Source organism: Curtobacterium sp. GC_Cur_3 (assembly GCF_026544205.1).
Lineage (GTDB): Bacteria > Actinomycetota > Actinomycetes > Actinomycetales > Microbacteriaceae > Curtobacterium.
Genome location: NZ_JALNUI010000003.1, coordinates 23,548 through 35,566, shown reverse-complemented (window position 1 = coordinate 35,566; position 12,019 = coordinate 23,548). Strand labels below are relative to the sequence as shown.

Here is a 12,019-nt window from a genome sequence, read left to right as displayed (position 1 = left end):
GCACGCGCGACAGGCGGCGGGCGTCCGCTCGGGGCGATGACGGATCCGGTCGGGGGGAACGCGGGGCGAGCCGACCAGATCCGTCAGCGCGCGGATCGGGAACCGGTCTGCCGAGCGGAGCCGAGACGAGGCGGGGCAACCGGGACGGCGCGATGACGGATCCGGTCGGGGGAACGCGGGGCGAGCCGACCAGATCCGTCACGGCGCGGATCGGGAACCGGTCTGCCGAGCGGAGCCGAGACGGGCTGCCGCGGGCGACCGGACCGGGGCGGTCAGGCGCTGCGGCGGTCCCGGCCGAACACGATCGCGAGCGCCGTCGTCAGCGCGGCGACGAACCCGCCGGACCCCTGGGCACGAGCCGGACGGGTCGGCGCCTGGAACGCGACGTCGTGCAGGTTGTTGCGCTTGGAGCCGTCCCAGTTCGCGAAGAGGTAGGCACCGCCCAGCACGGAGAGGCTGCGGACGGGGGCACGGCGCCACTCGCCCGCGCGGACGACGTAGCCGGAGTGCCCTGAACTGATGTTGTGGATCACGGTGTCCACGTCGATGACGCCGGTCGTGGTGATGACGGCGGTGATGCCCGTTCGGTCACGGGCGACGTACTCGATGATGTGTTCTGTCATGTCGCTCGGGTCAGGAGGTTGCGTCTCGCGCCCGGACACGTCGGTTCGGACCGTGCGAGGCTCGGCCGGAATCGTCGTTGCTTCCGTCGTCAGGATACGTCCGGTGCACCGCAGCCCGTCCGCGAGTGTCCGCAGAACGGTGGTCGCTGTCCACGGAACGGTGGTGGGGGCTCACGCGACCCAGACGACGGTGCCGTTGAAGCCGTGCAGCACGGCGGCGACTCCCGCGCGGAGTGCCCGTCCGGCGCGCTCCTCGGTGAAGGTCGCGGGGTCGTGGTGGCTCGCGGTGCCGAGTCCCTCACCGCGGTAGCCGGCGCCGGTCCAGTCGGCAGCGGTGACGTTCGACGTGGGCTCGGCGATCTCGGCCCCGAGCACCAGGAACTGCTGGTGCAGCGCACTCGGGGACATCGCGGCGATCGGGTCGACCATGTCGTTCCCGACGCTGATGACCAGGTCCGGGTGCTTCCCGACCGCGGTGGCGACGGCGTCGAGCACGTTCTGGCTCCCCCGGGGCTGGACCCGGGTGAGGGTGACGCCCTCGGTGTCGGCCCAGGCGTCGACGGCTCCGATCAGCGCCTGCGTCGGGACGGACGAGGCGGTCTCGCCGTCGCCGTCGGCGTCGACGTCCCCCGCGGACAGGAGGACGACGCGGTACCCCGCGGGCGGGTGCACGCCGTTCCACGAACCGGGCGACGGGCTGACGGTGGACTCGGGCGCCGGCGGGTGGCTCGCGTCCCAGAACCCGGCGTCGAGCGTGCCCGCGGTGGCGGTCGCGTGGGGCTCCGTGCCCTCGGACGCGGACGAGCACCCGGCGAGGAGCAGGGCCCCGGCACCGAGCACCGCGACGGCCGCCAGCAGGGACGTCGTGCGGGAGACGAGGCTGGTCACGGAGGGCTCCAAGGGCGTTCGGCGGGCGGATCGCGACCATGGAACCACGGCCCGGGCGCCGCATCGTCCGTCATGGGCACCTGTCCGAACGCTGTCCAGCTGCTGGTCACCTGCTGTTTCCCTGCCGGTCGCCAGGGGTGGAGATCGTCTGGCCGGTGATCCCCGGAACCCCCCGTACGGCGTCCCCTCGCCGCTCCCCCCACACCACCGCAGTCCTGGGCCGCGTGGCCGCCACGGTGCTCGCCGCGCTCGTCCTGCTCAGCACCGTCCTGGTCGCGCTGGTCGGCGGTGCCGCACCCGCGTCCGCGCACGGCTTCAGCTCGGTCGTGTACGCCCACGTGACCTCGAAGGGCTCCGGGGTCGTGCAGGCACGGCTGGGGCTGGAGTACGACCTGATGCTCGTCTCCGTCGGCACGAGTGAGCACGCGGACGCGTTCTACCGGCAGGGCCAGGCAGCGTGGGACGACGGTGACTTCCCCGCCATGACCCGGGTCGCCGAGCAGCACCGGGACACCATGGCCGACTACGTCCTCGACCGGTTCTCCGTGACCTCCGGGGGCCGCGAGTGCCGGGGCACCCTGCAGCAGCCGATGCACGTCGACATGCAGGACGAGGTGCCGTACGCCGAGGTCGTCGCCGACTTCCGCTGCCCCACGTCCGCCGCGCACACGGTCGCCGGGCACGTCGTCACCTCGAAGCTGTTCCCGGACTCCGAGACGTTCGTCAAGGACACCAAGACGATCGTCACCTACGCCGTGGACTCACAGGAGGGCTCCGCGACGCTCGACGCCGACCGGCCCTCGTTCTCGACCGAGCAGTCCGCCGGCGCCCGGTTCTGGGAGTTCTTCCAGCTCGGCGCCGAGCACCTGCTGACCGGGATCGACCACATCCTGTTCCTCGTCGCGCTCATCGCGGGGTCACGCCGCCTGCGCGAGGTCGTGTTCACCGCGTCGGCGTTCACGATCGCCCACTCGATCACGTTCATCCTGGCGGCGCTCGGGGTCGTCAGCCCGCCGTCGATCGTGGTGGAGCCGCTCATCGCCCTGTCGATCGCGGCCGTCGCCGGCTGGTACCTCTGGCGGCTGTTCCGGCGGCGGTCCCACGCGGACGAGCTGATCGTGCCCGACGGTGGCCGGTTCGCCCTGGACCGCGCCGGGTGGACGCGGCTGGCGGTCGTGTTCGCGTTCGGGCTCATCCACGGGCTCGGGTTCGCCGGGGCACTCGGCATCCACGAGGCGTTCTCCTGGCAGCTGCTCGTGTCGTTGCTCATCTTCAACGTCGGCATCGAGGCCGTGCAGCTCGCGATCATCGTCATCGTGTTCCCGCCGCTGTCGCTGCTGCGCCGGAAGGCCCACCGGGCGTCGCTCTGGGTCACCGGGATCGTGACCGCCGGGGTGTTCGTGATGGGGATGATCTGGTTCGTGGAGCGCCTCGCAGCGGGCTGACCTGCTGAACACCTTCCAACCCGGAACGGATGGACACACAGCGTTCACCAAGGCGTTGCCAGGCGAATGCAGAGTCTTCCGTGCACGTCACACCCCTGTCCACGAGAACGGACCCTCCATGAGTCTCCTGTCTGGCGCCAGCACCCGGCGCAGATCCACCACCCTCCGCGTCGGCGGCGCAGTCCTCGGGGCCGCGCTCCTCGCGGGTGCCTCCTTCATGGGCACCAGCTCGGCCACCGCAGCCGCGATCACGCCGACCACGAACATCTCCACCGGCACCCCGATCCACATCCTGCTCGGCGTCGGCGCGACCGAGAGCCAGCGCATCGCGTCCTGGTACTTCCCGACCAACGTCGCCCAGTCGGTCGAGATCCAGAAGACCGACTCGATGACCGGCGGCGTCTTCACCGACGCGAAGACGACCATCCCTGCCTCGGCGACCGCGAACACGGCGGCCGACAGCAGCACCGTCGACAGCAGCACGAAGACGATCCCGGGCATCGCCAACGAGGCCGGCTACGTCAACGCGCACGCGGTCATCGACGGCCTCGAGCCGGACACGACGTACACGTACCACGTCGGTGCCGCGGACGGTTCCGCCTGGTCCACCCCGTACACGTTCTCCACGAAGAGCTTCAGCGGCGACTTCGACTTCCTGTTCTTCGGTGACCCGCAGATCGGGTCGTCGGGCTTCGTCGACGACGACGGTGCCGGCTGGGCCGACACCCTGAAGTACGCCACGACCAAGGAGAAGAACGCCGAGCTCCTCGTCTCCGGCGGCGACCAGGTCGAGAACGCCAACAACGAGTACCAGTGGGGCGCGTTCGCCGACAGCAGCGACGTGCTGAAGCGCTACCCGTGGGCCTCCACCATCGGCAACCACGACGTCGGCGGCAAGTCGTACGAGCAGCACAACCAGCTGCCGAACTCGCTCAAGGTGCCGGACTTCTACCCGGCCGGCAACACCACCACGAACTCGGGCGGCGACTACTGGTACATGTACAAGGGCGTCCTGTTCATCGACATCAACTCGAACGCCTACGCGGGCGGCTCGGACGCAGCGCACGTGAACTACGTCCGCGACGTGATCACCCGCCACGGTGACGACGCCAAGTGGACCGCGCTGGTCTACCACCACTCGATCTACTCGCCGGCCGACCACGCGAACGACAAGGACAACCAGCAGCGCCGGTTCGACTTCACGCGTGCGTTCTCCGACATGGGCGTCGACATCGTCCTGCAGGGCCACGACCACTCGTACTCGCGCAGCTACGCGATCAAGAACGGCAAGAAGGCCAACCCGGCCGAGCAGCCGGGCGCTGACGAGGTCTTCGCCGGCCCCGGTGGCGTCATCTACCTGACCGCGAACTCGGCGTCGGGCTCGAAGTACTACGACCTGACCACCCCGGACTCCACCCAGGGCGGCTACGGAGCGGACCCGCTCGACCCGACCGGCAAGCGCCACTTCGCCAACTCGGTCGAGAACCAGGAGCACGTCCGCACCTACGTCAAGGTCGGCGTCACGGACGACAACCTCGCCGTCACCACGGTCCGCGCCAGCGACTGCACCACGCTCAACTCGGCCGTCCAGCACGGCAAGGTCGACGACTGCGGCGTCACGCTGAAGCCGACCGCCTCGGCTGACCCGGCACCCATCGGCTCGAACGTGGACCAGTTCACGCTCAAGGCGACCCTGCCGGCGACCACCACCACGCTCGCGCTCTCCGCCCCGAAGCAGGCGTACGGCACGACCAAGCCGGTCACCGTCACCGCGACGATCGGCGGCGGCGTCGGCGACAAGAGCGGCACCGTCACCTTCTCGGAGGCCGGCAAGGCGCTCGGCACCGCTCCGGTGGCCAAGAGCACGGCGACGTTCGCGCTGCCGAAGACGCTCAAGGTCGGCACGCACAGCATCACGGCGTCGTTCACGAGCGACTCGACCTACTCGGGCGGGAACTCGGCGACGACCCGTCCGGCCACCGTCACGGTCGACAAGGCCGCGTCGGCGACGGCGCTCACCTACTCCGGCACCCGGGCGGACGTGCGGGTCACCTCGCGCGGCATCGTGGTGAACGGTGAGGTGCGGATCTACGACGGCACCAAGCACATCAAGACCGTGCAGGTCAGCCGCAACGTGGCCGCGACCCGGTTCACGCTGAAGAAGGGCTCGCACGACCTGCGCGCCGTCTTCAGCGGGAACACGATCATCGCCGGCAGCACCAGCCCGACCCTCACCACGACGGTCAAGTGAGCTGACTCGCTGACAAGAAGGCCCCGCGACCTCGGTCGCGGGGCCTTCCGCCGTTCCGGGACGCGACCACGTGACGGACGGGAGGCTCGGTGCCCGCCCGCACCGCGCCTCCCGTCCGCTCCGTGCTCACCGTCTCCTGAGGCGTTGCGTGATGAACAACGCAGCCCGCTCGATCGCCTCGTCGGCCTCGTCGAGCAGCCCGACGAACGCGGGGAACACGTGCGGCACGTCGGCGACGACGTCGAGGACGACGTCCACGCCGGCCTCGCGTGCACGGTCGGCCAACCGCACGGAGTCGTCGAGCAGGAGTTCGTTCGTCCCGACCTGCAGCAGCATCGGAGGGAACCCGGTCAGGTCGGCCAGCACGGCAGGGGCCAGCAGCGGCTGCTCCGGGTCCTGTCCTGCGAGGTAGAAGTCGCCGGTGCGGCGCAGTCCCGACGGCGAGAACAACGGGTCGATGCCGTCCTTGGTGTGGATCGACGCTCCGGAGCGGGTGTGGTCGAGGCCCGCGGAGAACGCGACGATCGCGGCGGGCATCGGCAGGCCGGCGTCCCGAGCAGCGAGCGTGGTCGTGACCGTGAGCCCGCCCCCTGCCGAGTCCCCGGCGAACACGACCTGGTCGGCAGGGAGACCGCCGTCGAGCAGCTCCCGGTACGCGGCGACGCAGTCCTCGATCGCCGCGGGGAACGGGTGCTCTGGCGCCAGCCGGTAGTCCAGCGAGACGGCTCGGACCCCGGTGCGTTCGACGAGGTGTGCCGTCAACGCCATCGCGGTCTCCGGTGAACCGAGGGAAAAGGACCCACCGTGGAAGTACAGGATGGTGCCGGGTCGGGGGTCGGCATCCGGGTCGACCTCGACCGCCGGACGTCCTCCGAGTCGTGCCGTGGACCGTGTCACACCGTCGGGCACGGCGAAGGTGCCCATGAAGTGCGCGAACCCGGCTCGCATCTGCTCGACCGGGACCGGCCCGTCGGGCTGCGGTGCGTGACCCAGCTGTGCGTCGAGCGCTCGACGCTGTTCCTTGCTCATGTGGTCTCCCTGGCGATCGTCGCAACTCGATGCCGCGGCATGTAGTGGGTAGACTACATGCCGTGGCAACCAACGGGGCACCCAGCGACAGCGACCTGAGCCAGTTCTTCGACGACCTGGTGCGGGTCGAGACCCGCCTCTACAACGCGGTGAACGAACGCCTCCGCGACCGACACGGCGTCGTCACCACCCAGTTCGAGTTCCTCCGGTACTTCCGCAGGAACCCGGGCTCCCGCGTCGCGGACACGGCGAACTACTTCGCAGCCGGGGTCGGTGCGATCAGCAAGGGGATCGACCGGCTCGAGCGCAACGGCTGGGTCCGTCGCCACCCGAACCCGGCAGACGGGCGTTCGTCGCTCGTGAGTCTCACGCCGTCCGGCCTGCGACTCGTCGAGGAAGCGGAGGCCACGTTCGCGGACTCCCTCGACGACCTCGTCCGCGCAGCGGTGCCGTCGGGCGAGTTCGACGTGGCACGCGCAGCACTGGCAGCCCTGCGCTCCTCGTTGGAACGTGACCGCATCGGTCTGCCCGTCGGCTGAGGCCGCGGCCCGACTGCCAGCCTCGCGTCTGGCGCTACCCGGCAGACGGCCGCACGTCGTCGACGGCAGCCGTCGAGACGCGGTGCTCCGCTCCGTCCCGGGTCGCGTACCGGATGGTCGCCTCCGTCGGCAGCTCGTCGACCCGGCGGACGGTCCAGACCGCCGCCCACTGGCCGTCCCGGAGCACAGCTGCGGTCCGGTGCCCGTCCGCGACGACGGACACCGCCGTGACGTCGGTCCCGGCCTGCCCGACGAGCACCCCGTAGGCGTGGTGCGTGTCCTCGGCCTCGCCGCCCGACACCCCTCCCGACGTGAGCACCCGGTCCGCGCGGAGCCCGGCGTGCCGACGATCACCTCCGACGGTCTGCAGCTCGCCGTCGTCGTGGACCTGCGTGAGGACCCGCGGGCCGTCGACCGTCAGCTCGACGTCGATCGGCCCGGCGGACGCGGTGAGCAGCGCCGGACCCGTGGGGAGCGCGAACGACGACGGCCGGGCAGGCATCTCGGTGGCGTCGACCGCGCCGCCGAGGAAGCCCCCGACCACGCAGACGGCGGCGGTCAGGACGATCGCGCCCGTGCCGATCGCGGTGATGTACACGGTGCGGTTCTTCATGCGACGGCGGCTTCCTGACGAGGCGAGCTGAGGACGAGGAGGGTGCCGACGACGAGCGCCAGCAGCGCGGGGAGGTGGTCCACGAACGGCAGCCACGTGACGGTGATCCGGCCGGCGAACTGGTGCGTCACCACTGACAGCAGCGTCGGCAGGGCGAGCGCTGCCCAGCGGACACCGGGACCGGCGGTGCAGAGCAGGAAACCGGCGAGGCCGGCGGTCGGCAGGATCCAGTCCCCGGGGACGAGCGTCGGACCGAGCCACACCGGTGCCGTGCCGACGACGACCGCTGTGAGCACCAAGAGCGCTGTGACCGGGGTCGTGACGGCCGGTCGACGGGTGCCACGGACGACCAGCACCGCCGCGACGGCGAGCGCCGGCAGGACGGAGCCGAGCAGGGCGTCGACCGTCATGAACCCGTACCAGCCCCACTCGCCGGACCCGAAGTGCCCGCCGAGGCGCATGTCGAACGCGACGGCGACCAGGACGGAGACGACGGCCGCGGCCACGACGAGGACCGGTGCGACCGGTCCGTCACCCGGGCGGCGCGCGGTGCGGCGCACGATGGTGGTGCGCAGGGCACCACGGGCGACCTGCCCGGGGCGGAGGCCGAGCTCGTGGGCGTCCCGCACGTCAGCGGCCCACTGCTCGCGGCGGGTGGTGCGCTGGTCGGCCGGTGACCAGGCCACGGCGAGCGCGATGACGTGCTCGTGGAGGCTCACGGCGTCACCACCGTGCCGATGCGGGTGGCACGGGCGGTGCCGGTGGCCCCGGCGGCACGGGACGGCCGCTCGGTGCGGACCCACGACCGGCGGAGGTCCTGCGCTGCGGCGCGGCCGTCCGGGGTGAAGGCGTAGAGACGGCGTCGGGGGCCGCGGTGGTCGGGGTCGTCGTCCCACGAGGACTCGACCCACCCGCGTTCCTCGAGTCGTTCCAGGATCGGGTAGACGGTGCCGGTCGGGCGTTCCGTCTGCTTGACGACGAGCAGGCCCCACACGGGGCCGTCGTTGTCGAGCAGGGCCGTGAGGACGTCGACCGTCGGGGCGGTGATGCGGTTCAGGGGTTCCACGCCGCTGACTCTACGTATGTAGGACAGGCAGGTCAAGTCGCGGTCAGGTGCGCGGACGGACCCACGGACCCCAGGCCGGGTCGTGTCCCGGCCAGACCTCGACGCCGGGCTCGAGGTCGAGGTCGGCGAGCCGGTCGATCGCCCGCTCCGCAACCACGGCGTCCTCGGGCCGGGCGACCCAGCCGCACGGGCGACGCTCGGTGACGTTCCGCCGCAGGTCAGCGGCGTCGCACGCCAACACGACGGAGCGGTCGGGCAGGTCCACGCGGAAGGACTGGTGCCCCGGGGTGTGCCCGCGGGTGTCGAGCGCGGTCAGGCCCGGCGCCAGCTCGGTGTCGCCGTCCAGCAGCAGCACGCGCACGTCGGCGTCGAGGACGTCGGCCGGCACGACCGTCTCGCGGCGGCCGACCCCGCTCCCGAGCCAGTCCCACTCCCGGCGCTGCAGCGCCACGGGTGTGCCGGGCGGTGCCAGACGCAGTCCCCCGGTGTGGTCGAGGTGGACGTGCGAGATCGCACACAGCGCCAGGTCCGACCAGCGGAGCCCGGCGGCCGCGATGCCCTCGGCGAGCGCGTCCCCCGGGGGCACGACGGCGGTGTAGCTCTGGTGGTCGTAGTGGGCTGCACGGGCGACGGGGTCGCGCACGCGGTCGAGGTGGAACCCACCGTCGAGGAGCACCCACCCGTCCGCGAACACGACCGCCGCGCCCGTCACGGGTTCGAGCAGGAAGTGCGCCGGGTCGCCGCCGCGCAGCGACAGGGACTCCGGGATCGGCTCCCACCCGAGGACGAGCGGCACGAGCGCCGTGGGCGGCCCGGTCAGGTCCGGACGCTCGGAGGTCTCCGTCATCGCTTGCACCTCTCCTCGGGATGGATACAATCTAGCTCACATCGAATCCACTCTGCCGGAGGGTCCATGACCGACGCGATCGACCTCACCATCCCGATCCACACGGAGATGCTGCACTGGGGCAGGCGGCCCACCTTCGAGATGGTCGAGGAGATCGCCGACGGCTTCCCGTCCGACGTGTCCCGGTGGCTGATCGGCGCCCACACGGGCACCCACGTCGACGCCCCGGCGCACTTCGTCCCCGGTGGTGCGACGGTCGACGAGATCCCCCTGGCAAGCGTCGTCGGTCGGGTCCGCGTCCTCGACCTCCGGCACGTCGTCGAGGAGATCACGGCCGACGACTTGGTCGCCGCGGGTGCCGACGGCGCCGAGCGCGTGCTGTTCCGCACCCGCAACTCGACCGACGCCCTGACCAGGAACGTCCGCTCGGACACCTGGGTGGGACTCGGCCCGAGCGGCGCCGCGTGGCTCGTCGACCACGGCGTGCGCTTCGCCGGGATCGACTACATGACGATGGAGGCGCCGGCACACACCGAGACCTGGCCGACCCACGTCGCGCTCTGCACCGCTGGCGTCGTCATCCTCGAGAACGCCGACCTGGCCGGGGTCACCCCGGGGGACCACCTCATGGTGTGCCGCCCCGTGCCCTTCGCCGGCCGCGAGGCCGCCCCCGCCCCGACCGTGCTCCTCCCGCTCGACGCATGACCGGCTCGGACGCTCCGGTGCACGTCGTCCTGGTCCACGGCGCCGGCGGCTCCTCCGTCACGTGGTCCCTCGTCGCGCCCGTCCTGCGCGAGCACGGGCACCCCGTCACCGCGGTCGACAACGACATGCGGTCGCTCCGCGCCGACGCCGCCGCCGTGCGCGAGGTCGTCGAGGGCATCGTGGGACCCGTCCTGCTCGTCGGTCACTCCTACGGCGGAGCCGTCATCACCGACGCCGGCCTGCACGAGCGCGTCGTCGGACTCGTGTACGTCGCGGCCTTCGCACCCGACGCCGGCGAGTCCGTGTCGGGCATCGTGAGCGCGTACGAGCCCGCCCTCGTCGCCGAGTACATGACCCGCGGCCCGGACGGCGAGTGGATCTCGCGGGACGACGCGGACGACGAGGCCTGGCGCGCACTCGCCTGGGACGTCCCAGCCGAGGTCCGTGCGGCATCCGAGGCTGCGGGGCGGGACACCGCCGACGCGGCGTTCCAGCAGACGATCACCGACCCGGCGTGGCGGACGCGGCCGAGCTGGTACCTGGTCGCGACGAGCGACCGGCACCTCCTCCCCGAGATCCAGCGGGCGTTCGTCGCGCGGATGGGCGCCACGGCGGACGAGGTCGACACCAGCCACGCGATCCCGCACGCGGCACCGTCCCGCGTCGTCGCGCTGATCGAGCGCGCGGTCGCCGCGGTGACGGCGGGCTGACACCCCTGGTGGCCCCGGTCAGGAGGCCGTGGTCACCAGGCCGTCCAGGTCCTTCACCACGCGACCCGCCTGCAGGACCGCGCGCACGGTCCGCGCGTCGGCCAGCGAGCCGACGTCGACGAGCGGATCACGGCTCGCGACGACCAGGTCGCCCAGCTTGCCCTGCTCGACGGAGCCGAGCCGGTCCTCCAGTCCGAGCAGGCGGGCACCACCCAGGGTGCCGGCCGAGACGGCGGCCAGCGGGGTGAGGCCGGCCTGGACGAGCCGGCCGAGCTCCGCGAGGTTCCGCCCGTGCGGGTGCACGCCGGCGTCGGTGCCGAGCGCGACCGCGACACCCGCTGCGACCGCGCGACGGACACTGTCGACGCCCCGATCCTGGAGCGCCGTGCGCTCGCGGAGCCGCTCGGGCGTGGTGGTGCTCGGGTCGAGCGTGCGGAGCAGCGTGCTGAGCGTCGGGACCAGGACGGTACCGCGGTCGACCATGAGCGCGATGGTGTCGTCGCGCAGGTCGTAGCCGTGCTCGATGCTCGCGGCACCGCCCAGGACGGCCGCCCGGACGGCCGCGTCGGTCAGGGCGTGTGCGGTGATCGGTCGTCCACCACGCTCGGCCACGAGCCGACCGATCAGGCGGACCTGGTCCTCGGTGACGCCGACGTCGTCCGGGTCGTCCGTCGGCGACCCGACGCCCCCGGACGTGGAGACCTTGACGACGTCGGCGCCGGTCCGCAGCAGGCGTCGCACCGTGCGGACGACGTCCTCGTCCGTGTCCACGACGCCGCTCTCGGGCATCCCGGGACGGACGGCCCAGGCGGGCAGGGAGCCGTTCGGTCGCACCGGGTCGGCGTGTCCGCCGGTCGGGGACAGCATCGCGACGGCGAGGTGCAGCCGTGGTCCGCTCACGGTGCCGCGCGCGATCGCCTGCCGGTACCCGGGCGTCAGCCCGTCGAGGTCCCTGGCCGTCGTCACGCCGGCGTGGAGGGTGGTGCGGAGGACCTCGGCGACCTCGAGCACGTGCTCCTCGGGGAACCGGCCACGCTGTTCCTCCGGGGGTGCCGGCACCATGCTCAGGTGCACGTGCGCGTCGACGAACCCGGGCAGGAGGAACGTGCCGGACAGGTCGGCGGTGGGTGCCGGGGTCCCCTCGGGACGACGCGGTCCGACGTACGCGACGACCCCGTCCCGGAGCTCGACCTCGGCGTCCGGGAGCGGCGGCGCGCCGGTGCCGTCCACCAGCGTCGCGCCGACCAGCCGGAGCACACCCTCGGCGTGCGGGGTGAGCGGGAGCCGTGCCACCATCGGCGTG

General features: G+C 72.2%; 13 protein-coding genes. 5 read left to right on the top strand and 8 right to left on the bottom strand.

The features are described 5' to 3' along the window. Nucleotides 1-272: 272 nt before the first annotated feature. Nucleotides 273-623, bottom strand: a complete 351-nt coding sequence (locus tag OXR63_RS02075) for a hypothetical protein (RefSeq protein ID WP_267419719.1) — start codon at nt 621-623, stop codon at nt 273-275. Between the two features lie 171 nt (nt 624-794). After that, on the bottom strand, nt 795-1,511 hold the full coding sequence (locus OXR63_RS02070) for a hypothetical protein (RefSeq protein ID WP_267419718.1): 717 nt from the start codon (nt 1,509-1,511) through the stop codon (nt 795-797). Between the two features lie 224 nt (nt 1,512-1,735). On the opposite strand from OXR63_RS02070, the gene OXR63_RS02065 reads away from it, so the two are divergent. Further along, the gene (locus tag OXR63_RS02065) at nt 1,736-2,956 is read left to right on the top strand and encodes a HupE/UreJ family protein (RefSeq protein WP_267419717.1); all 1,221 of its coding nucleotides are present in this window, start codon (nt 1,736-1,738) and stop codon (nt 2,954-2,956) included. A gap of 118 nt (nt 2,957-3,074) precedes the next feature. Next, a complete protein-coding gene (locus OXR63_RS02060) occupies nt 3,075-5,207 on the top strand; it encodes an Ig-like domain repeat protein (RefSeq protein WP_267419716.1) in 2,133 nt (710 codons plus the stop codon). 126 nt (nt 5,208-5,333) lie between these two features. Here OXR63_RS02060 and OXR63_RS02055 read toward each other — a convergent pair whose 3' ends face one another. Then, nucleotides 5,334-6,236, bottom strand: coding sequence for an alpha/beta hydrolase (locus OXR63_RS02055; RefSeq protein WP_267419715.1), 903 nt, complete (start codon nt 6,234-6,236; stop codon nt 5,334-5,336). 62 nt (nt 6,237-6,298) lie between these two features. On the opposite strand from OXR63_RS02055, the gene OXR63_RS02050 reads away from it, so the two are divergent. Continuing rightward, nucleotides 6,299-6,775: a MarR family winged helix-turn-helix transcriptional regulator gene (locus OXR63_RS02050; protein WP_267419714.1), complete on the top strand. Its 477-nt coding sequence runs from the start codon at nt 6,299-6,301 to the stop codon at nt 6,773-6,775. Nucleotides 6,776-6,809: 34 nt separating this feature from the next. Here the strand turns inward: OXR63_RS02050 and OXR63_RS02045 are convergent, their stop codons facing one another. The 4 genes from OXR63_RS02045 to OXR63_RS02030 are packed head-to-tail and all read right to left on the bottom strand — an operon-like array spanning nt 6,810 to nt 9,301. Then, nucleotides 6,810-7,388, bottom strand: coding sequence for a hypothetical protein (locus OXR63_RS02045; protein WP_267419713.1), 579 nt, complete (start codon nt 7,386-7,388; stop codon nt 6,810-6,812). Next, nucleotides 7,385-8,107 carry a hypothetical protein gene (locus tag OXR63_RS02040; protein WP_267419712.1) on the bottom strand — a complete coding sequence of 241 codons (723 nt, stop codon included), beginning with the start codon at nt 8,105-8,107 and terminating at the stop codon, nt 7,385-7,387. The genes OXR63_RS02045 and OXR63_RS02040 overlap by 4 nt, the downstream gene beginning before the upstream one ends. Next, nucleotides 8,104-8,454: a PadR family transcriptional regulator gene (locus OXR63_RS02035; RefSeq protein ID WP_267419711.1), complete on the bottom strand. Its 351-nt coding sequence runs from the start codon at nt 8,452-8,454 to the stop codon at nt 8,104-8,106. The genes OXR63_RS02040 and OXR63_RS02035 overlap by 4 nt, the downstream gene beginning before the upstream one ends. A gap of 43 nt (nt 8,455-8,497) precedes the next feature. Further along, complete coding sequence (locus OXR63_RS02030) at nt 8,498-9,301, bottom strand: N-acyl homoserine lactonase family protein (protein WP_267419710.1); 804 nt, start codon at nt 9,299-9,301, stop codon at nt 8,498-8,500. Nucleotides 9,302-9,367: 66 nt separating this feature from the next. On the opposite strand from OXR63_RS02030, the gene OXR63_RS02025 reads away from it, so the two are divergent. After that, nucleotides 9,368-10,006: a cyclase family protein gene (locus OXR63_RS02025; protein WP_267419709.1), complete on the top strand. Its 639-nt coding sequence runs from the start codon at nt 9,368-9,370 to the stop codon at nt 10,004-10,006. Further along, entirely contained in the window at nt 10,003-10,716 is a 714-nt protein-coding gene (locus tag OXR63_RS02020; protein ID WP_267419708.1) for an alpha/beta fold hydrolase, read from the top strand. The genes OXR63_RS02025 and OXR63_RS02020 overlap by 4 nt, the downstream gene beginning before the upstream one ends. Nucleotides 10,717-10,734: 18 nt before the next feature. Here the strand turns inward: OXR63_RS02020 and OXR63_RS02015 are convergent, their stop codons facing one another. Then, the gene (locus OXR63_RS02015) at nt 10,735-12,012 is read right to left on the bottom strand and encodes a metal-dependent hydrolase family protein (protein ID WP_267419707.1); all 1,278 of its coding nucleotides are present in this window, start codon (nt 12,010-12,012) and stop codon (nt 10,735-10,737) included. Between the last annotated feature and the right edge of the window lie 7 nt (nt 12,013-12,019).

Excerpts from the sequence above, each read along its gene's own strand:
- OXR63_RS02060 (WP_267419716.1), top strand. The coding sequence starts at position 3,075 with ATGAGTCTCCTGTCTGGCGCCAGCACCCGGCGCAGATCCACCACCCTC.
- OXR63_RS02015 (WP_267419707.1), bottom strand. The coding sequence starts at position 12,012 with ATGGTGGCACGGCTCCCGCTCACCCCGCACGCCGAGGGTGTGCTCCGG.
- OXR63_RS02030 (WP_267419710.1), bottom strand. The coding sequence starts at position 9,301 with ATGACGGAGACCTCCGAGCGTCCGGACCTGACCGGGCCGCCCACGGCG.
- OXR63_RS02020 (WP_267419708.1), top strand. The coding sequence starts at position 10,003 with ATGACCGGCTCGGACGCTCCGGTGCACGTCGTCCTGGTCCACGGCGCC.
- OXR63_RS02075 (WP_267419719.1), bottom strand. The coding sequence starts at position 623 with ATGACAGAACACATCATCGAGTACGTCGCCCGTGACCGAACGGGCATC.
- OXR63_RS02045 (WP_267419713.1), bottom strand. The coding sequence starts at position 7,388 with ATGAAGAACCGCACCGTGTACATCACCGCGATCGGCACGGGCGCGATC.
- OXR63_RS02055 (WP_267419715.1), bottom strand. The coding sequence starts at position 6,236 with ATGAGCAAGGAACAGCGTCGAGCGCTCGACGCACAGCTGGGTCACGCA.
- OXR63_RS02025 (WP_267419709.1), top strand. The coding sequence starts at position 9,368 with ATGACCGACGCGATCGACCTCACCATCCCGATCCACACGGAGATGCTG.